Genomic DNA, 19,829 nt, shown 5'->3' with positions numbered 1-19,829 from the left:
CTCAGCTGAGGACGAAGCGACCGGTGACCCCGGCGGCCTCGGCCGAGGGGGCGACCCAGACATCGAATTCCCCGGGCTCCACAACCGGCCGATTATTGCGGCCGATGAACGCGAGGTCGGCGCGGCGCAGGACGAAGCGGACCTGCTCCGACTGACCGGGCGCCAGCGCCAGCTTGCGGAAGGCCTTGAGCTCGCGGACCGGGCGGGTGATGCTTGCCGCGCGGTCGCGGATGTACAGCTGCGCCACTTCCTCCCCGGCCCGGCTGCCGCGATTGGAAACGGTCGCGGTGATGATGATTTCCTCGCCGCTTCCCGCGTTCACGGTCAGGCCGCCATATTCCATCTGGCCGTAAGTGAGGCCGTGCCCGAACGGATAAAGCGCACTGTTGGTGATGCCACGGAAATGCGCCTTATATTCTTCCAGCTTGTCGCCCGGCGGATTGGGGCGTCCCGTCGGCTTGTGCGCATAATGATAGGGCTGCTGACCGGATGCACGCGGGAAGCTGACCGGCAGACGGCCGGACGGGCCGTACGCTCCGAACAGAACATCGGCGATGGCGTGTCCCGTTTCCGTTCCGAGAAACCAGGTCACGAGGATCGACTGCGCGCCGTTCACAGCATCGTCGAGGGCAAGCGCGCGGCCATTCTTCAGCACGACGACCATCGGCTTGCCTAGCGCCGCGACGGCCTTGACGAGCGCCTGCTGCGGCGCCGGGACGACGATCTCGGTCCGGGACTGCGCTTCCCCCGACATGTTGAAGCTTTCGCCGATCGCGAGCACGACGAGGTCGGCTTGGCGAGCGGCTGCGACCGCTGCGTCGATCCCGCCGGGGATCGCTTCCTCCACTCCCGAGCCAGCGGCGACCACGAGCGAACCCTTGTCGCGCAGAGCGGCACGCATTCCCGTCGCGAGGTCGACGGACTTGGCATCGTCGCCGTAGACGACCCACGGCCCGTTGAGGTTCTGCGGCCCGCTTGCGAACGGCCCGATCAGCGCGATCCGCTTGCCCGACCGCGGCAAAGGCAACAGCCCGCCATCGTTCTTGAGGAGCACGATCGACTTGCGACCGGCTTCACGGGCGAGGGCTCGCGCCCTGGGCATCATCGAGCGGGCGGCTTCGCGTTTCTCGTCGATGCGGCGGAACGGATCGTCGAACAGCCCGAGCATGGCCTTGATGGCCAGGACCCGGCGAACGCTCTGGTTCACCCGCTCCTCGGGCACCTCGCCGGCGCGGACCAGGCTCGGCAGGTGCTTGCGGTAGAAACCGCTTTGCATGCTCATGTCGACTCCGGCGAGGAAGGCGAGCTTGGTCGCTTCGCGCGCGTCCTTGGCGAAGCCATGGGCGATCAACTCTTCGTCCCCGGTATAGTCGGAAACGACAAAGCCCTTGAACTTCCACTCGCCGCGCAACAGCCCGGTCATCAGCCATTCGTCGCCGGTCGCCGGAATCCCCGACAGCTCGTTGAAGGCCGCCATGACCGACAAAGCATTGGCATCAAGCGCTGCCTTGAAGGGCGGAAGATAGACTTCGCGCAACGTCCGTTCGGAAATGTCGACGGTGTTGTAGTCGAGCCCGGCTTCGGCGGCGCCATAGGCGGCAAAGTGCTTCGCGGTGGCGAGCATATGCTCGGTCGAGCGGAAGTCGGTTCCCTGGAAGCCCTTGACCCGCGCAGCGGCAAAGAGGTTTCCAAGCAGGACATCCTCGCCAGCGCCTTCCACGCCGCGTCCCCAGCGCTGGTCTCGAGCGATGTCGACCATCGGCGCGAAGTTCCAGTCGATGCCGGCGCCCGCCGCTTCGAAGGCGGCCATTTCGGCAGTGCGGCGGGCAAGCTCGGGCTCGAAGCTGGCGGCTTCGGCCAGCGGCACGGGGAAGATGGTGCGGTGGCCGTGAATGATGTCGGCGGCGAAGATCAGCGGGATCTTGAGCCTCGATCCGGTGACGGCCGCGGTCTGCATGATCCGCGCCATCCGGGCGCTGTTGCCGTTGAACACGCCCGTCAGCTGTCCCAGCCGCGCTTCTTCCACCTGGCCTTCGAAGCTCGGCCCTCCGCTCGGCGGGTTGAGGGAGATCGCCTTGCTGCCTCCCCAGGCCGCGGCCATCAGGCTGAGCTGTCCGGCCTTCTCCTCCAGCGTCATCCGACCGATGAGCTGGTCGACGAAGGCCGGGACGGGCAGCCCGCCCCCCGCCTGCACGAGTGCGCGCGCCGGACTGGCCAGCCATGCGCCGACCGACGCCGCACCCATCATCGCGGCCCGACGGGAAATGGCGGTATCGAGCATAGGCGTGGTCCTCATCTTTGCGTCCGGGAGCACCGTAACCGGTTACATCGTTGCCTTCTACCGGTTAGGGTGCGTTTCATCGCGAAGCCCAGCCTTTGGCGCGCGACGAGGAAAAGGAGAGCTATGGGTGCGGCGACGATCCGCGATGTGGCAGCCAAGGCGGACGTTTCCGTCGCCTCCGTCTCGCGGGTGTTGAACGGGCTCGCGAACGTGAGCGCCGGGACGCGCGAGCGGGTGGAGCAAGCCGCCCGCGACCTCGGCTATGTCCCGCATGCCGGCGCGCGGAGCCTGAGCATGGCCAAGAGCCATACCGTCGGCGTGTTGCTCCCCGACATGCACGGCGAATTCTTCTCCGAGCTGCTGCGCGGGATGGACCTTGAAGCCAACCGCCGCGGCTACCTGCTGCTCTTCTCCAACCTTCATGCTGGTTCCAGCCAGGGCGAGGCCGCGCTCCGGGCGATGCGTGGCAAGGTCGATGGCCTGGTCGTGATGGCTCCGCATCTGGATGAGGCCACCCTCGCGCAGGCTCTGCCGCCGTCGATCCGGGCCGTGCTGATCAATGCGCCGGGCGACGTGCGCAGCCACAGCAACATCCGCGTCGACAATCAGGTGGGCGTACAGGCGGTGGTCGCGCATCTGCGGGAACTCGGCAGGCAGCGGATCGCCTATATCGGTGGCCCCTCCGGCAACATCGACGCCCGGGAGCGAGGAGCGGCCTTCGCGGCGGCAGCCGGGGACAGCGCATTGATGCGCGAGGGAGACTTCTCGGTCGAGAGTGGCGAACTGGCGATCCGCGGCCTGCTCGACGAAGGTGCCGCGTTCGACGCCGTGTTCGCGGCGAACGACATGATGGCGCTCGGCGCGTTGCGAGGGCTCGAGGCTGCGGGGCGGAGGGTCCCGGGCGACATTGCCGTGGCCGGCTTCGACGACGTGCCCCTCGCATCCTACCTTCACCTCACCACGGTCAAGGTCGGCATCGCCGAGCTCGCGCGCCGGGCACTCGGGTTGCTGATCGACGAGCTTGGCGACCCGGCCCGCCCGCTGACCGCGCATCGCCACACGCCGACCCTGGTCGTGCGCCAGACAACGGTGGGTTCATGATCATCGATCGCCGAACGCTGATGAAGGGCTCCGCACTGCTTGCAGGCGGAAGTCTTGCCGGTTGTGCAACGCTGAGCGCCCCGCGCTTGCCCGCCATCTACGACGATATCGAACAACGGACGTTCGCCTTCTTCTGGGAGACAGTGAACCGGACCAACGGGCTGGTGCCGGATCGCTGGCCAACCCCATCCTTCGCGAGCATCGCCGCAGTTGGTTTCGCCCTGACGGCCTACCCATATGGTGTGGAGCGCGGCTGGATCGCGCGCAGCGCGGCGCGTGATCTGACGCTCACCACCCTGCGCTTCTTCTGGAGCGCGCCGCAGGGCCCCGAGGCCACCGGAGTGGCCGGGCACAAGGGCTTCTTCTACCACTTTCTCGACCTGCAGACCGGAAAGCGGTTCCGACGGACCGAATTGTCGAGCGTCGACACGACACTGCTGCTGCTCGGCATCTTATTCGCGGGCCGCTACTTCGACGGGAGCGATCCTGCAGAGCGGGAAATCCGGACGCTGGCGCAGCAGATCTACGCCCGGGCCGACTGGAACTTCTTCCGACAGGACGGCCGTGCCGCCATCTCGATGGGCTGGCATCCGGAAAGCGGCCTGATCGCCCGCAACTGGGACGGCTACAATGAAGGCATGGCGGTCTATCTGCTGGCGCTCGGGGCACCGGTTCATGCGGTGCCGCCGGAAAGCTGGGGGGAATGGACCCGCCCGTATCCCAAGGTCTGGCGCGGGGAGGGGCGGGCCCGCCATCTCGCCTTCGCACCGCTGTTCGGTCACCAGTACAGCCACGTCTGGGTGGACTTCCGCGGCATCCAGGATGCGCCGATGCGCGAGGCCGGGATCGATTATTTCGAGAACAGCCGCCGCGCCACCTTCGCCGCGCGAGATTATTGTGCCGCCAATCCGATGGGCTGGGACGGCTACTCGAGCGAGATCTGGGGGCTGACCGCCTGCGACGGCCCGGCTGGCATCAAGGTCGGCAGTCGGGAGTTCTTCAGCTACAGCGCGCGCGGTCCGATCGATCAGCCCGACGGGCGCGATGACGGCACCCTGGCGCCGACCGCGGCCTTGGGCTCGCTGCCCTTCGCGCCGGAAATCGTGGTGCCCTGCGCGGAAGCGATGCTCCGCAGGCACGGCAGCCGCATCTACGCACGCTACGGCTTCCTCGATGCCTTCAACCCCACGTTCCGCTTTGCCGACGTGCCTTCGCGCAGCGGGACGGTCGATCCGGTCCATGGCTGGGTGGGACGCGACTATCTCGGCATCGACCAGGGTCCCATCCTGCTGCAGGCGGCCAATCACCGGCAGGAGTTCGTCTGGCGGGTCATGCGCGGCGAGCCGGCGCTCCGGCGTGGATTGCGGCTGGCGGGCTTTCGTGGCGGCTGGCTGGAGGCCTAGCGGGCCGGGACGACCTTGCTCATCCTCGACACGCCAGTCTCGTTGAACGCCTCGACCGCGAACCAGTAAGGCACGCCGCTGTTCAGTGCCCTGATCTGCTTCTCGAGCGACCGCCCGCCGCCAAGCTCGTACGCCCAAAGTTGATAGGTCTGGACGAGCCGATCGCGACGGTGTCCCCAGCGGACATTGTAGCCGACGGCGCCCGGTACCGCCGCCCAGCGCACCGTGGCATCGCGCTGATCCGTGTCGCGAATAGCGCGCACGCTGCCGGGAACGGCCGGTGCACGGCCATTGGCCGAGCCGAACACGCGAAGATCACTGATCGCCAGGTGAGCGGCACCGACGTGACCGTGCACGTAGCGGACGAAGCGCGCACGAGCGGGGCTCGGCAGCTCGAAATAGGCATTGGGACGATCGCGTCGCGGCGGCTCGGTTTTTGCCAGTGTCGTCCAACTGCGCCCGTCGAGCGATCCCTGCAGCTCGAACTCCGTGAAGATGTCGGGCGCGTCGGCAAAGCGCCCCGACTTGTAGTCGGCGAAGTTGACCTGGAGCGCGCGCACGGTGCGGACACCGCCAAGGTCCATGGTCAGCGTTTCGCCCGCCCTGTTGGCAGCTGCGACCCAGAAGGTGCGGGGATCCTCGTCACCGGCCCGGCCCGGTGCAAATTCACCCAGGGTCGAGGAGGCGGTCAGCGGTTTCCGGTAGGAAAGCAGCATCCATCCGGCAAACAGCGTGTCGAGATCCTGTACCGTTCCGCTCGGCACCAGCCGTGGCCAGTCGCCGAACCGCGTCGAAGCGTGAAACTGCCCGTCCTGCTCGAAGCGTGCGGGATAGACGACGATCCGCCGCTCCATGCCCCAATTGTGGCCGATCCAGCTGGTCCCGCTGTTGTACCAATTGCCGTGATTGTCTGGGAAGGTGGAGCCGTGACCGACCCCTTCCGCGAACCCGCCGGGACGGTAAGCGACCGGATTCCACGGAGCGTAAGTGAAGGGCCCGAGCGGCTTGTCCGACACATAGGTGCCATTTGCGTAGGCGTTGAACTCCGAGCCTGGCGCACCGTATTGCAGGTAGTAACGGCCGCCGACCTTGGTCATCCAGGCGCCCTCCATGTAGGAGGGACTGGGCTTGCCCGGCCCCCAGCATGCGCAATGGTCCTGGCCGAATCGCTCCCACCCGTGGCGGCTCGGATCCATCCCGAGCATCGGCTTGCCGGCGCCCTTGTAGAACAGACGTCCGTCGCGGAACTCGATCTCGGTCCCGTAGAGGGGAAAGACGTTGGACGAGCCCCAGTACATGTACCAGCGGCCGTCATCGTCCTTGAACAGCGCCGGATCCCACGGCCCCGGCGGCACCTCACCCGGCTTCATCTCCTCCGCAGGCTTGTTGGTCATGCCCGGCAGCGGCGGCATGCGGCGGACGAGGAAGTCCAGCTTGCCCGTCTCGGGCGTCGAGGTGGACAGGATGGCCTCCGGCTCCATCATCGAGGGCTGAAGAACGATCTTCTCGCCGTCCGACCAGGCGGCGGGGGCGACGATGCTGTCGAACGGCCAGCGGCTTGGAGTCACGAAGCGCCACTGGATGAGATCGGTCGAGCGCCAATAGCCGTCGGCCAGCGTCTGGAACATGTAGAAGGCGCCCTTGTGGCGCACGATCGCCGGATCGGCGCCGGTGCGGTAGGAGGCACCGTCGTTGATCTGCTCGAAATTGTAGCGGTAATCGATGTCGACCGGATTGATGGTCGTACGCTGCTGCGCCGCGGCGGGTGCGGCAGCGAGCAAGGTCGCGGTCAACAGCGCGGCACGCCGCATGCTCTTCTCCATCTGCAGTCGGCGCCGGGTTTGATGCCCGGCGCCGACCAAGCTCGTCCTAGAAGCGATGCGCGAGCCTGAACTGGACCCGGCGCGGCAGGGTCACGAGGTTGTTGCCATTCGCCGGACTGCCGGGGAGCAGTGGATCGGTGGCGTTGAAGAAGCCGTCGAAATCCTTGTAGTTCTTGTTGTTGAAGGCATTCAGCAGATCGACCGCCACTTCGGTCTCGCCAAGGCCGAAGGCGCGGAAGGTCTTGGCCAAGGTCAGGTTGACTTCGCAGAAGGCGAACAGTCCGCTGATGCAGTTCTTGGTCGGGTAGGCGGCGGTCTGCCGCAGTTGCCCCGGCTCGAACCCGAGCGTCGCATCGGTGACCTGATAGGCCGCGCCGCTGCCGAGGTTGGTGAGCGTCGAGAGACGGATACCCAAAGGCATGTCGACGGTGCCCGAGATGACGAGCCGGTGGCGCTCGTCGCCGGCGCGCGGCCGGTAACCGTAGGCGTCGGGGGTCAGCCCATCGAGGCTGAACAGGTCGCCGCCATTCTGCTCGGCCTTCGACAGGGTGTAGGCGATGTTGACGCCCCAGCCCGACGCCTGCGTGTAATTCTTGTCTAGCGTCAGGTAGAGCGCCTTGTAGCGCGTATCGAGCCCGTCGTAGCCGATCAGCACGTTGGCATAGCCGAACGGAATGACCGGCGCGGTGTTGCAGCAGCCACCCAGCCCGTTGTTGGTGCGTGTCGCAAAGAGGTTCGTGTAGCCGTTGCGGCCGCGCTGGTAGGACCCGGTGATCGAGGCCTGGAAGATGCCAAGGCGCTGGCGGACACCGAGGCTGAACTGGTCGTTCACCGGCGGCCTGGCGTTGTTCTTGACCGCGAACAGTTCGGGCAGGCCGCTGGTGGCGGTGGCCCGCAGGGCGAGCAAGCCTTCGCGGGTGAGGTAGGACGGGTTGAAGGCGACCGTTGGCTGGCCGTTGCGCGGGGCACCCGTCGCCGAGAAGCGGAACAAGCCGATCGGATTGATCGTGCGCGACAGTTCGTCGACCGTGTTGTTGAAATTGTTGCGGTCGTAGTAGCGGCCGGCTCCGCCGAAGATGACGGTCGAACGATCACCCTTGAGGTCGTAGGAGAAGCCGATCCTTGGGGCGAAGGCGCCGAGGAACGGCGACCGGTCGTTGCCGTCGGTGATGTAGTCTTCGGGGTCGAAATAGAAGGTGCTCGGAAGTGCCCGAAGCGCCGCTGCCGCGTTGGCCGGGGTCACATAATTGTTGTTGAAGCCGTTGCTTTCATAATCCCAGCGCAGGCCAAGGTTGAGCTGGAGCTTGTCCGTGACGTCCCAATCGTCCTGGATGTAAAGGCCGACCAGCGTGTTCTTGCCGCGGATCTCGCCATTGCCGAGCCCCAGGCGCGCTTCGGTCGGGAAGGCAAAGCTCAGGTCGTCGGTCGGGTCGGCCGGGGTGCCGTTATCGCCGTTGTTGGTGAAGGTGTAACGCGGCTGGACGAAGTTCAGCTGGTCGAACCTGATGTTCAACAGCTCGAGGCGAGCACCGACCTTGATCGCATGACGGTCGAAGCCCGTGTAGGTGAAGTCGTTGCGGAACGACCAGCTCTTCTGCGTCTCGTCTCGGGTGCTATCCTTGCCGCCGAAGGTGATGATCCCGGCATATTCGAATTGCGGCAGGTCCGGATTCAACGAGGTCGGATTGAAGTTGTAGTTGAGGAAGCTCGCGCTCAGTTCATTGTTGAACTTGTCGGAGGTGTGCGCCCACTTGAGCAGGTAGGTGTCGACCGTGTTCTTCTTGTTCTCCGCCGCTTCGAAGGCCACCTGGTTGCCGAAGCCCTGGATGTCGGTTTCCTTGCGCCGGCTGGCCGACAGGTCGATGGTGTTGGCGCCGTCCGGCGTGAAGGTCAGCTTGCCGAAGTAGAAGTCGCCGCGGAACGGGCTGACGAATGCGCCTTCGAAGTCGGCGAGAGAGCGACCGGACGAAGCTTCGACCGCGGCGCGCAGCGCGGGCGTTCCGCCGGCGGCCACGTTGAAGGCACGGTCCTGATCATTGCCTTCGTAGGTGCCGAAGAAGAACAGCTTGTCCTTGATGATCGGGCCACCCAGCGCGACGCCATATTGCTTTCGCTCGAAATCGGGTTCGCGCTGTCCGCGCCGCTTGGTGATCGCATCCTGCTCGCTCAGGCTCTTGTCGGTATACTGACCGAAGATTTCGCCCTGGAAGCGGTTGGTGCCCGACTTGGTGACGGCGGTGATGATCGCCGCGCCGGCCTGCTCATACTCCGCCTTGTAGTTCTGGGTGAGCACCCGGAACTCCTGCACGGCGAGCTGGCCGAAGGGGTTGCCGCGGCTGTTCTGCTGGCCGGCGATGCCGCCTTCGCGCAACTTGTTCTTGAGGCTGACGCCATCGATGAAGACGTTGACCTGGCTGGCGGTCGACGCGCCTGAGCTGATGCCCTTGTCCGTCTCGCTGTCGTTGTACTTCACGCCCGGCGCAAGCTGGGCAAAGGACAGGAAGTTGCGGTCGGTCTGCGGCAGGTTCCGGATCTGCTGCTGACTGACATTGGTCGCGACTTCGCTGGTCCTCGTTTCCGTCAGGCGGCGACCCGTGACGACGATGTCGTTGCCGGGGCTCGCAGCAGCCTGCTCGCCTGCCGGCGGAGTGGCCGCAGGGGCGAGGTCCAGCGTCGCGCTTTGCCCGATCTGCACCGTGACCCGGTCGCTGACGGTGCCGTCGCCGACGGGAACGCTGATCGTGTAAGATGCGGGCCGAAGGCCGGCGAGACTGTAATTGCCGCTCGCGTCGGTCGTCGTGGTGACCGCCTGGTTCGTCCCCTCGTTGCGAGCGGTGACCACGGCTCCGGCGACGGGCGCTCCGTCGGCGTTGCGGACTTTCCCGCTGACTGTCGCGGTAACTGTCTGCGCGGACGCGGGGATTGCGGCGCCCGCGATCGCTGTTGCACTTGCAACGCTCAGCAACAGTGCGCGCATCAACGAAGTGCGAGTCATGGCCATGGTGAATTCCTCCTGCAACGAGGATTGTAATCGGTTACATTCGATCCGCAAGCGTGCTGAACCGATTGTCACCCGATGCGCAAATCGCAGGGGAGTTCGGGAGAAGGGCAAGCGGACTTCTGCGGCGTCCTCTTTGGCCGCGGCGGTTGCGGGAGTAAGGGAGCCCGTCAGCTTTCGCGGCGCAGGAAGATCCAGTAGCCGCCGGTGCTCGCCGACTGGATGCGGATCGTCAATTCGCGGTCGCGGTCCTCGAAGTCGCCGACGTGGCTGAACTCGAGGTTGAGCCTGCCGGTCCGGCGAGCCTGCTCGACCCGGCCGCGGAACTCGGGATTGTCCATGCAGGGCGCGACCTTGCTGAAGAAGTCGAGCCCCAGCCAAGCGTGGTTACCCGAGCCGGACTGGCGGCGCTCGGTCTCGCTGTAGAAGACGACCTGGCCGTCGTCGTTGAGGCGGATGGCGCCGAAGGGAAGGGTGTCGACGACCTCGCTCGGAAGCGCCTCGACCGCGAGTGCGAGCCGCGGTTCGTCGAAGTCGGGAAGTTCGCTCGCGTCGATCATTCCTCGTCTCCTGCTGGCAGTTGGTCGATGATCACCGCCCCGACGATCCGGTCGACGGTCATCCCGTCGGAGGAGAAGGGCAGCAACAGGCGTTCGAAACTCTCGACGAGACCGTTGCCGAGGTCGATCCGTGCGAATTCGTAGGAGGGGCGGGCGGTCAGTGCGCAGCGACGGTAGGCCGCTTCGCGAGCGGCGGGCGTGTCGTTGCCGCTGACGAGCAGCTCGAGCCCGGCCGCCGTCTTCCCGTAGCGTTCGCGAAGGCTGTCGCCGATGAGGGTGAAGGTGAAATCGATCGGCACCTTGCCGAGGTCGACCTCGGCCACGACGATCCGATGGGGCTCGGTGCAGGAGGCCAGATCGAAACGGTCGAACAGCGGGATGGAACGCGTCTCGCGCACTGCCAGCCAATGTTCGAACAGGGTCGTCGCGCAGGTCGACCTGAGCCGCAGGGCAAGCCGCGCGATGCGCTCGGCCTCGATGGCCTGGCGTTCGCGTTCGACCAGCATGTGGCGGATCCGAGCCTGCAATTGCAGGGCATCGAAGGGCTTGTGGAGAACCTCTTCGCCGGGCGCGTCGCTGTCCTTGCCGTGGCCGGTCATCAGCAGGCACGCCTTGTCGTGACGGATGGCGCGGACGTCCCGGACAAGCTCGACTCCGCTCATTCCCGGCATGTCGACGTCGGTGACGAGGATGTCGACCGACCTCGTCTTCAACAGCTGCAGCGCGGCCGGTCCGTCCGGGGCGGTGAGAACGTCGAACCCGCCATCGGACAGTCCGGCGGCGAGGATCCCGCACAATTCCTCGTCGTCGTCGACCAGCAGGACGGTCTCGAAGGGACGGGCCGACTGCTCGAGCTCGGTGCGGTCCTCTCCAACGGCCGCCGCCTCGCCCTCGATGCTTGCCCGCGGCAGGAAGAGGGAGAAGGTCGATCCCTCTCCGACCATGCTCTCGATCCTGAGCGCTCCTCCCGACTGCTCGATGAAGCGCTTGACCATGGCGAGCCCGAGCCCTGTTCCGCGCCCCGGCGCCTTGGTGGTGAAGAAGGGTTCGGTGATCCGCTGCAGCGTCGCCCCGTCGATCCCGGGGCCGTCGTCGACCACGTCGATGCGCACCGCGTCGCGACCGTCGAGTTCGGGCGGATGTCCGGTTGTGCTGGCGGGAGCATTGCAAACGCGGATGGTGAGATGACCCTTGCCGTCCATCGCGTCGCTGGCATTGTGCGCGAGGTTGAGCAGCGCCGACTGGAGCTGCGCGGGGTCTGCAAGCACCGGCCAGCCGTCGTCATCGCAGTCGAAGGTGACGGTCATCCGACCGCGCCCGCCGTGCTGGATGAGGTCAGATATTTCGTTGAGGGCAGCGGCCATGTCGACCACCTGCGGGACGACGTCCTCGAGCCGGGCGAACGCCAGCAATTGGCGGACCAGGCTGGCTCCGCGCTTGGCGGCGCTGAGGCCCATCGCGACGATCTGCTGGATCCGCGGATCGGTCGCGCGGTTTTCGATGATGGTGAAGCCGCCGATGACCGCGCCGAGCACATTGTTGAAGTCGTGCGCGATCCCCGAGGTCAGCTGGCCGAGCGCCTCGAGTTTCTGGCTCTGCAGGTAGGCCGACTGGATTGCTTCGCGTCTCTCGACCTCGCTGGCGAGACGGTCATTGGCCTGGTTGAGGGAGGAGGTGCGGGCGCGGACCCTCCGTTCGAGATCATCGGTGAGGATGCGAAGCTGTTCCTCGCGCTCAGCCAGCAGGCGGGTCCACTGCTCACGTTCGGTGAGGTCGTAGAAGTAGCAGACGACCCCATGAGTGTCGTCGGGCAGCAAGACCCGCTCGATCCGCCAGTCGTAGCTCTCGGTCGTCGGGATGTCGGCGCGGCGTTCGGTGGTGTCGGGCGCGGCGTAGGGAAGGCCGGTCTCGAGCGTCTGGCGGAAGTGGCCGATGAATTCCGTCGCGAACGGCTCAGGCCAGAGCAGACGGATCACTTCGGCGAAGTCGCGGCCGATGAGCGGGACGATGTTGGCGAAGACCTTCTCCGCGCCCTTGCTGGCCACGCGCAGTCGAAAGTCGGAATCGACCAGGTAGACACCGAAGGGATTGCTGGCGATCAGCGTCTCGAAGGTCGCGACCTGCCGGCGCAGGCGACGCTCCTGCGCCTTCTGCCGGGTGATATCGCGCATGACGGTGACGAAGCCGGTGACGTTGCCGGAGTCATCGCGCCGGGCATAGGTCGAGCGCTGAACGTCGACGACGTCGCCGGTTCGCGCGTTCGCAAGCTGCATCTCGCCTTCCCAAACCCCGGTTTCGCGGGCGATCGGGACCACTACCTCGTCGATAAGATGCTGCTGCTCGGGGACGAGGTAATCGGTAAGTCGAACGGGAAAGATGTCGGCCGAGTCGATGCCGACGAGCTGCTGCCCCGCTGGGTTGAGATATTCGAGCCGTCCCTGGTCGTCGCACAGGCCGATGAGGTCACCGGTGAACTCAGCGACCTCCATCAGCGCGGTCTGAGCCGACGCCACCCGGTCGATGGACGATCCACGGCGGGCCGGCGCAGCATTGGCGGCAGTTGGTCCGTTCTCGTCGGGACCGACCATGCGACATCCCTCCTACGACAGTCGATGCGTCAGCGTAACGTTACATCAACTACAAAGCTCTGACCATTTCGGGTCATTCTGGTGTCGCGCATGCTGGCTTCACGCGTCCTCGGCGGCGAGGTGCAGATAGTCGCTGGTGAAGTCGCCGACCTCGGACAGCTCGTCCCAGTCGGCGATGGTGATTGAGCGCGGGGTGACTCGGTAGATCAGTCCATCGTCCTCGAGCTGCTTGAGCGTGCGATTGACGTAGGCGGGAGCGAGCCCGATCGTGTCGGCGAGCTGCTCCTGCGACATCGGCAGGCCGCACTCGACCCCGGTGGCCAGGCCCGCGACCTTCATCCGCACCGCGAACTCGCACAGCAGGTGCGCGATGCGGCTTCGGGCGTCGCGCCGGCCGAGGCTGGCGAGCCATTCGTGCAGGACCGCGGTGTCGAGCGAGGTGTCGAACCACAAGGCTTCGGCGATGTTGGTGCGTGCCCGAACGAGCGCCCACAGGTTGCGCGACGACACCGATGCGATCTTGCCGCGGGTCAGCATCTGCACGCTGTGATCGGCGAAGCCGAGCATGCTGTTCTGAAGGTCGACGAAGTCGCCGCGGATCAGGATGGCGACGATCTGGCGGCGGTCGCCAGCGACGATCTTGTAGCGGATCGCGAAGCCCGAGAGCAGGAACGAGCAGCGCCCGGCAAGCTGCCCTTCGTGGATCAGATACTGGTTGGGATTGGCGACCTGGACCGTGCAGGGCAGATTTCTCAGCGCGTCGCGATCCTCCTCGTCCAGCGGGTGGCGGGAGGACAGCTTGTCGACCAGCAGCTGCGCGCCATCGATCCTTGCGCCTGCTATCACCGCAGTCATCCCGTGCTCCCGCTTGCCGTGACGAACCTGCCGCATGGCAACGCAGCGGTGCACGCTGTTCGTCGTTCTGCCCGAGCCAATCAGTAGCACGATGGCCGCGGCTCCGGCCTAGGCTCGGCGGGCTAGTCCCGCATGTTCGACTGTGTCGCGAACGGACTCACCATTAGGATGGTGTGCGGGAAATTCGACGGAGCGGTGGGGCGATGCTGAGGTCCGTGACGAGCGCGATCGTCGGGACGTGGATCCTTGCCGGGCAGGGGAGCCGCGACTGGTCTGCGCCCGACGACGGAGTCTCGGTGCGCAGCGTCGTGACGAGGCTGGCCGGCAACCAGGGGCTTCGACCCGTCATGCTCCGTGCACCCCCCGGCGGCCGGAGGCTCGTCGTGGACGCAAGTGCCGCGACCTTCATCCTCGCCAACAGCCGCAACCCCGCGCCGACCGCCCCAAGCGACTGCAACAACGGCATGCTCGCGGTGAATCCCTATCCGCTGCGACTGAAGGGTGGGCAGGGTAGCGTCGTGCGCGGCGGAAGGTTCGTCGGTCGCGTGCCGCAGGGTAGCGAATGGCGCGCCACCTACTGCAACAGCGCCGCCATCCTGATCGAGGAGGTCGATGGTGGCACCATCGAGGGCGTCCGGATCGCCCGGGCCTGGGACGGGGTGAGGGCGGGACGCGGAACGAGCGACCTGCACATCGCGCGAAGCTGGATCAGCGATGTCCGTGACGATGCGTTCGAGGATGATCACCTCCAGTCGCTGGTCATCACCGACACGCTCATCGACGGCGCCTTCCAACTCGTCAGCGCCAAGCCGGCGAAAGGTGCGACGGCCGGCGACGGCAGCGGACGGACGATCCTCCTGTCGGGCGTCGTCGCTCGGCTCGGAGACTATCCCTATGGCGCGGAGACGCGCTTCGGCGCGCTGATGAAGAGCGATAAGCGCTCGCCGAGGCTGCAGGTGGTGCGATCGGTGATCGCCATCTCGGGCCCGTCGCTGCGAACTTTCGACGGTTTCTGGAAGACGGGCTGGTCGAAGCTCGAGCGATCGTCGGGCAACCTCCTGCTGTGGCTTTCCGACGAGCCCATGCCGACCGAGCTGGCACGGCCTCGGCCAGGGTTCGTCATCATGCGTGGCAGGGAGGCCCGTGCCGCCTGGCGCAGCGCGCGGCGCAACTGGATCGATTGCCATCCGGACATCGGACGCATCCAAGGGGACGATCGACCGGACCCACGCCGATGCCGGAAGGGAAACTGGGGCGGCGTCGGTCAGCCGGCGAGCGAGTCGCGCTCGCTTTCCGGAGCAATCAGCGAATAGTTCTCACGGAAGGCGCGTGCCGCGCTCACGCGGTTGTGCACGCCGAGGATCCGGAAGCCGGCGTTGACGTGGCACTTCACCGTTCCCTCGGCGAGCTTGAGCCGCCGTGCGATCTCTCGGTTGGAGTGACCCTCGCTGAGCAGGCGCATGACGTCGGCCTGCCTCGCGGTGAGCTTGATCGGCTCGAACGGAGAGTGCTGCGGATCATGGTCGGGGTCGGTGGGGCGGTCACGTCCATCGTCGGCAAGCGCACTGATCTGCCGCAGGGTTTTTGCCAGCACCTCCTCGGGGGTCGATTTCGCGAGGAGGGAAGCGATGCGCAGGTCCTTCAGTCTCGCCGCATCGTCTGGGCTGAGAGAGGAGAAGAGGAAGACGAGGTACAGCCCTGGAAATTCGGCGCAGAGCGCGCGAAACCGGGAGTCCACGACGAGCTCGGGCAGTGCGAGATCGATGATCGCGAACCGCATGTCCTTGTGCGTGGTCAGCTGCTCGACCAGCTCCCTGTAATTGCAAGCTTCGAGGCAGGAACCCCGTTCGGGAGGATAATCGAGCAGGCCAATGAGGTAGCGGCGTGCCAGAGCGTCCTCATGCGCGATCAGGACACGAATTGGGTCCACCGAGTGCTCCCGTTACCGAAGTGAACGCACTCGGATGAGCCGTTGTCAGGAGCATGTCCTACTCGGTCCCCAATCCCCTGCCTTAGCTTAGATTAGTTTCAATTGCAGCTATCCAATTTTGTCTAATCCACCGGATTGGTTTGCCGATGGCCGAAGTGGGTATACATTCTGTTGAACATGAACGGCTTGGGGTGACTGGAGGAGACCCTACGAACAGGGAGGCGAGTGCACGTACGATGCTCGGTATATCCAAGAGAGCGATCGTCGCCGACGATCAGACGTTCTTCAAGGCAGGGCTTTCCGCCATGCTGGAAAACGAACTGGGCTACACCTCGGTCCTGACCGCGACTCACCACGCCGACCTGCGCGAATTGCTCAACGAATTTCAGGACGTGAGCCTGCTGGTCGTCAGCATCGATCTGCCAGGCTCGGCAGGGCTGGCCACCATCCAGGAACTGCGCAAGAAGTATCCCGAGCTTCGCATCGCCGTTCTGGCGGGCAGCGCCGAAGTCCGCGAGGTCCTCGCCGCGCTGGCAGCAGGAGCGAACGGCCTGATCTCGCGCCACATCGAGCAGACCGACGAGCTTCTCCATGCGATCAAGACGATCGACGATGCCGGCATCTTCGTGCCGGCGAGCCTGATTTCGCCTGGCGGCGGCGAGATGGCGGCGGAGCCTGCCCCCGACAATCATCTGATGGCCGGACTGACCGACCGCCAGCAGCAGGTGATCGCGCTGGTCTTCACGGGGCAGTCGAACAAGATGATCGCCCGAAAGCTCGGGATCTCGCCGAGCACGGTCAAGGTGCATGTGCATGCCGCCTTCCGGACCCTCGGCGTGCACAGCCGTCTTGGAGCAATGGCGGCGCTTCGTCCGAATAGTTTCGCCGGAGCGATGCTGACCTGATTCCGTCCATTCACAGGGGGAGGCGACCGTGGCGACACTCGAGATTGCCCGATCGGATCATCGTGCCGCCGGCAGCAGCGAAGCCGGGCGGTCGTCGAGCCATGGCGAGCAGCCCGACAAGCCGCTGACGATCGTCCATGCCATCACCAGGCTGCTGCTGAGTGGGGCCGAGGAGAATACGATGGCGACCTGCCTGCATCAGGCACGTTGCGGTCATCGCGTCGTCCTCCTTCACGGGCCGGGCGCCGATCCAAGCTGGCGGGAGCGGTTCGGGGATCGCATGACCTTCGTCGACGTGCCTTCGCTCGTCCATCCGCTGGCGCCGCTTGCGGACATGCAGGCGGTGGGCGACATGCGGCGCCTGTATCGCCGCTTCGGTGCGGACGTGGTCCATACGCATGGAAGCAAGGCCGGGATCGTCGGCCGCATCGCTGCGGCCCTCGCGGGCGTGTCGCTGGTGGTTCACTCGATCCACATCGCGCCGTTCCTTGCGGTCAGCCGCGGGCAGCGCCTCGTCTACCTTGCGGCGGAGCGCTTCTGCGGGCGATTGACCCACCTGTTCATCGCGGTCAGCCGGGGAATGCAGCAGGCGTTCATCGACGAAGGCATCGGCGAGGGCGTTCCGATCCAGATCGTCCATAGCGGCATGCCGGTGGACCGTTTCATCGCCGCCTCGCCACCCAAAAACTGGGCCGAGCGGATCGGCGGCTGGAGCGGCGCCGAGCGACCCCGCTTCCTTCTCAAGGTCGCGTCATTCGAACCGCGCAAGCGGCAGCTCGCGTTGATCCGGGCGCTTGCCGAGGGGCTCCGCGCCCGGCCCGACGTCTGCCTTCTGCTTGCCGGCGACGGACCCGAGCGGACACGCTGCGAGGAGGAAGTCGCTACCCTGGGACTGACCGGTCAGGTCCGCTTTCTCGGCCACGATCCGCGGCCGTGGGAGCTTGTCGCTCTCGCCGACATCGCGGTCCACGCGGCCGAGCGTGAGGGGCTCCCGCGGACCGCGGTGCAAGCGATCGCCGGCGGGCGCCCGATGGTCGTCGCGGCGCTTCCGGGAATCGAGGAGATCATCGAGGACGGCGTGAACGGAATCGTCGCCGATCCCGACGAGATCGGCGACATTGCGCACAAGATCTTCGCTCTGCTCGACGACCCGGAGCGCCTGGCCCGAATGAAGCGCTCGGCCGAACAGACCGACGTGTCCTCCTGGGCCGAGGACAGAATGGGCCTGAGGATCGATGCGGCCTACGCTGGCGTTACGGCGGCGCGGGAACGACGTGCGCGGATCGCATCGATCGAATTCCTCGGACTGCCCGGGGCCGGCAAGACGACCATCGCGCGCGAGCTTCGTTCGCTGCTTCGCGACCGACGGGGAGGGGTTCGCTACAGCCGCGAGATGATGGGCGACGACCTCCCGCTGTGGCGGCGGTCGGCGCGGCGAGCACTGCTCATCGCAGGCGCCTTCCTGAGGCGACCGTGGGCGCCGATTGCCGCAGCGCGCGGCCTTACTCCGGGCCAATCAAGTGTGCGCGACCGGATCAAGACCCGCTGGAACTTCTGGTCGGTCATGGCCATGCAGGCCCGGACCACGCCGCCGCGGCTGCTGATCAACGACCAGGGGCTGGCGCAGGCGCTGTGGAGCGCGCGGGTGCAGCACGGAGCCGCCGCTTCCTGCGGCAACCGACGGCTGCCGCACTGCCCGGGTTGGCTCGAGCAGACATTGTTCGTGCATGTCGCGACCCCGCCGCTGACCGCGCGGCAGCGTCTCTCGCGCCGGGTGCGGGTCACCTCGCGATTCCAGCACCCCGAGCGGCGCGACGATCTCGCTTTGTGGGAAGAGGGCCACCAGGCGATCGACCGGATCGAGCGTGATCTGAAGGACGAGCTCGAGGGTGCGGGTCTGGGCGATCGACTGTTGCGCCTCGATGCCACGATGCTGAGCGCGAGGAGCGCGGCGCTGCTGATCGACGAGCACCTCCAGCACCTTGAAGAGACTGAAGCGGAACGAAGCTAGGCTGCCCCTCGCCGAGCAGCGGGTGCCTGCATTGGCAGTCCTTTGGCCGAGCCCAGGTTGCTCCAGCGCGGCGCCGAAGCAGGCACGACCCGCTGCCGCGCTTCGAGGCAGGCGGCCAGATAGACCAGCCAGAAGGGAAAGGCCGTGGTCGGCGACAGCGAGTCGCTGAGGTAATTGCCGAGCAAGTAGAAAGCGGCGCCGATGAACATGGCGGCCGTGACGACGTCGATCGAGCGGTTGGCCGCGCTCCTGCGCCAGCTTGCGACAAGGAAGCCCGCGCTTCGCACAAGCACCGCGAGCGTCAGGAGCAGCGCGGCGGCAAGCCCGATCACCCCCATGCCGCGGAACCAGTCGAGCGCCAGATTGTGCGAGTGGCTGACGCCCAATACCTTCGCCCCGGCACCGCTTCCGAGCAGCGGGTTGGCGAGCCCCAGCCGAAGCGACTCCTGCCAGATTTCGTCGCGCGTCTGGATGCTTCGATAGTCCCAGATCCCGTGAGTGAGGATGGTGTCGATCTTGGCGAAGGTAATCGGGCTGGCGAGGCTGAGGATATAGAGCAGGATCGGCACGGCGACGATCAGGGCGCAGCTTGCCAGCGTGAGCGTGACCATGGTCTTGCCGATGCTGCCGCTCCGGCTGGCGTGATAAAGCCAGGTCAGCGCGCCCGAGGCAAAGCCGAGTGCAAGCCCGGTCTTGCTTCCGCTGAGCACCATCGCGGCGGCCAGCACGCCCACGGCAAGCACTCCAAGCAGCCGTGTCCGGAGCGTTCGTGCGTTGAGCAGGAGGGCGACGGCAACGGGCCAGACGCACAGGATCATCAGCCCGAGCTGATTGGCATTCTCGACAAAGCCGCGCAGGCGATAGTCGCGCATGACCAGCGCACGACCGCTCGCGCTCTGGCTGAGCAGGAGGGAGGCTGAAAGGACCAGCACTCCGGCGAACAGCAAGGCATAGACGAGGCGGCGGCGAAGGATCGGCGGAACCCGCGCCATGACGATCAGCGCGCAGACCGCATAGGCCATCGGAAGCAGGATCCGCGCGGCGCGGAACGGGTCGGGCGAGACAAGCATCGAGACGCTCGCCATGACGAGGACACTGCCGACTGCGAGCGCTTCCATCTGCAAGCCCTGCAAGGCCCTGCCGAACGCCTGAGGCGGTGCCGGGCGGAGCACCGCCCAGAGCGCCACCAGGAAGGGAATGGCAAAGGCAAGCGAGGCGTTGCCGCTACCCAGCGGACGCGACATCCAGACCGGCACGAAGGCGAGAAGCGCGACAACGGTTCCCGCGCCGCTGCGCGCCGGGACCGCCGCGGGCGGGACTCGGACCGCCATCGGATCGCTGCCGATCGTCAGGTGGCGAGCCGCCCGCTGCATG

At 66.2% G+C, this 19,829-nt stretch carries 13 protein-coding genes; 5 read left to right on the top strand and 8 right to left on the bottom strand.

The features are described 5' to 3' along the window. Position 1: 1 nt before the first annotated feature. On the bottom strand, positions 2–2,281 hold the full coding sequence (locus ABD727_RS09230; protein WP_344708059.1) for a glycoside hydrolase family 3 N-terminal domain-containing protein: 2,280 nt from the start codon (positions 2,279–2,281) through the stop codon (positions 2–4). A gap of 123 nt (positions 2,282–2,404) precedes the next feature. Here ABD727_RS09230 and ABD727_RS09225 point away from each other — a divergent pair, with 123 nt between their 5' ends. Further along, entirely contained in the window at positions 2,405–3,382 is a 978-nt protein-coding gene (locus ABD727_RS09225; protein WP_344707115.1) for a LacI family DNA-binding transcriptional regulator, read from the top strand. Next, on the top strand, positions 3,379–4,785 hold the full coding sequence (locus ABD727_RS09220) for a glucoamylase family protein (RefSeq protein WP_344707114.1): 1,407 nt from the start codon (positions 3,379–3,381) through the stop codon (positions 4,783–4,785). The genes ABD727_RS09225 and ABD727_RS09220 overlap by 4 nt, the downstream gene beginning before the upstream one ends. Here the strand turns inward: ABD727_RS09220 and ABD727_RS09215 are convergent. The 5 genes from ABD727_RS09215 to ABD727_RS09195 all read right to left on the bottom strand — a co-directional run bounded on the left by ABD727_RS09215 (position 4,782) and on the right by ABD727_RS09195 (position 13,609). After that, the gene (locus ABD727_RS09215) at positions 4,782–6,596 is read right to left on the bottom strand and encodes a discoidin domain-containing protein (protein ID WP_344707113.1); all 1,815 of its coding nucleotides are present in this window, start codon (positions 6,594–6,596) and stop codon (positions 4,782–4,784) included. The genes ABD727_RS09220 and ABD727_RS09215 overlap by 4 nt on opposite strands. 58 nt (positions 6,597–6,654) lie before the next feature. Next, on the bottom strand, positions 6,655–9,609 hold the full coding sequence (locus ABD727_RS09210; protein ID WP_344707112.1) for a TonB-dependent receptor: 2,955 nt from the start codon (positions 9,607–9,609) through the stop codon (positions 6,655–6,657). A 167-nt stretch (positions 9,610–9,776) separates the two neighbouring features. Continuing rightward, a complete protein-coding gene (locus ABD727_RS09205; protein WP_344707111.1) occupies positions 9,777–10,166 on the bottom strand; it encodes a hypothetical protein in 390 nt (129 codons plus the stop codon). After that, positions 10,163–12,754, bottom strand: a complete 2,592-nt coding sequence (locus ABD727_RS09200; RefSeq protein WP_344707110.1) for an ATP-binding protein — start codon at positions 12,752–12,754, stop codon at positions 10,163–10,165. Before ABD727_RS09200 ends, ABD727_RS09205 begins: the two co-directional genes overlap by 4 nt. A gap of 99 nt (positions 12,755–12,853) precedes the next feature. Next, on the bottom strand, positions 12,854–13,609 hold the full coding sequence (locus tag ABD727_RS09195; protein ID WP_344707109.1) for a Crp/Fnr family transcriptional regulator: 756 nt from the start codon (positions 13,607–13,609) through the stop codon (positions 12,854–12,856). A gap of 203 nt (positions 13,610–13,812) precedes the next feature. On the opposite strand from ABD727_RS09195, the gene ABD727_RS09190 reads away from it, so the two are divergent. After that, positions 13,813–14,922, top strand: a complete 1,110-nt coding sequence (locus ABD727_RS09190) for a hypothetical protein (protein ID WP_344707107.1) — start codon at positions 13,813–13,815, stop codon at positions 14,920–14,922. Here ABD727_RS09190 and ABD727_RS09185 read toward each other — a convergent pair. Further along, complete coding sequence (locus tag ABD727_RS09185) at positions 14,874–15,389, bottom strand: helix-turn-helix transcriptional regulator (RefSeq protein ID WP_344707106.1); 516 nt, start codon at positions 15,387–15,389, stop codon at positions 14,874–14,876. The genes ABD727_RS09190 and ABD727_RS09185 overlap by 49 nt on opposite strands. A gap of 296 nt (positions 15,390–15,685) precedes the next feature. Here ABD727_RS09185 and ABD727_RS09180 point away from each other — a divergent pair, with 296 nt between their 5' ends. Both ABD727_RS09180 and ABD727_RS09175 read left to right on the top strand, forming a co-directional pair. Then, positions 15,686–16,444: a LuxR C-terminal-related transcriptional regulator gene (locus ABD727_RS09180; protein WP_344707104.1), complete on the top strand. Its 759-nt coding sequence runs from the start codon at positions 15,686–15,688 to the stop codon at positions 16,442–16,444. A 28-nt stretch (positions 16,445–16,472) separates the two neighbouring features. Further along, the gene (locus tag ABD727_RS09175; RefSeq protein ID WP_344707103.1) at positions 16,473–18,455 is read left to right on the top strand and encodes a glycosyltransferase; all 1,983 of its coding nucleotides are present in this window, start codon (positions 16,473–16,475) and stop codon (positions 18,453–18,455) included. Here ABD727_RS09175 and ABD727_RS09170 read toward each other — a convergent pair. Continuing rightward, positions 18,452–19,828 (bottom strand): O-antigen ligase family protein, encoded by a 1,377-nt coding sequence (locus ABD727_RS09170; protein ID WP_344707102.1) that lies wholly within the window; start codon positions 19,826–19,828, stop codon positions 18,452–18,454. The genes ABD727_RS09175 and ABD727_RS09170 overlap by 4 nt on opposite strands. Position 19,829: the final 1 nt, after the last annotated feature.

It is taken from the genome of Sphingomonas swuensis, assembly GCF_039538045.1.
Lineage (GTDB): Bacteria > Pseudomonadota > Alphaproteobacteria > Sphingomonadales > Sphingomonadaceae > Sphingomicrobium > Sphingomicrobium swuense.
This window is presented reverse-complemented; position numbering and strand designations above follow the sequence as displayed.

Bases quoted from the DNA above. Each gene is read 5' to 3' on its own strand.
- ABD727_RS09185 (WP_344707106.1), bottom strand. From the start codon at position 15,389: ATGCGGTTCGCGATCATCGATCTCGCACTGCCCGAGCTCGTCGTGGAC.
- ABD727_RS09180 (WP_344707104.1), top strand. From the start codon at position 15,686: ATGGCCGAAGTGGGTATACATTCTGTTGAACATGAACGGCTTGGGGTG.
- ABD727_RS09205 (WP_344707111.1), bottom strand. From the start codon at position 10,166: ATGATCGACGCGAGCGAACTTCCCGACTTCGACGAACCGCGGCTCGCA.
- ABD727_RS09200 (WP_344707110.1), bottom strand. From the start codon at position 12,754: ATGGTCGGTCCCGACGAGAACGGACCAACTGCCGCCAATGCTGCGCCG.
- ABD727_RS09215 (WP_344707113.1), bottom strand. From the start codon at position 6,596: ATGCGGCGTGCCGCGCTGTTGACCGCGACCTTGCTCGCTGCCGCACCC.
- ABD727_RS09190 (WP_344707107.1), top strand. From the start codon at position 13,813: ATGCTGAGGTCCGTGACGAGCGCGATCGTCGGGACGTGGATCCTTGCC.
- ABD727_RS09220 (WP_344707114.1), top strand. From the start codon at position 3,379: ATGATCATCGATCGCCGAACGCTGATGAAGGGCTCCGCACTGCTTGCA.
- ABD727_RS09225 (WP_344707115.1), top strand. From the start codon at position 2,405: ATGGGTGCGGCGACGATCCGCGATGTGGCAGCCAAGGCGGACGTTTCC.
- ABD727_RS09195 (WP_344707109.1), bottom strand. From the start codon at position 13,609: ATGACTGCGGTGATAGCAGGCGCAAGGATCGATGGCGCGCAGCTGCTG.
- ABD727_RS09230 (WP_344708059.1), bottom strand. From the start codon at position 2,281: ATGCTCGATACCGCCATTTCCCGTCGGGCCGCGATGATGGGTGCGGCG.
- ABD727_RS09170 (WP_344707102.1), bottom strand. From the start codon at position 19,828: ATGCAGCGGGCGGCTCGCCACCTGACGATCGGCAGCGATCCGATGGCG.
- ABD727_RS09210 (WP_344707112.1), bottom strand. From the start codon at position 9,609: ATGGCCATGACTCGCACTTCGTTGATGCGCGCACTGTTGCTGAGCGTT.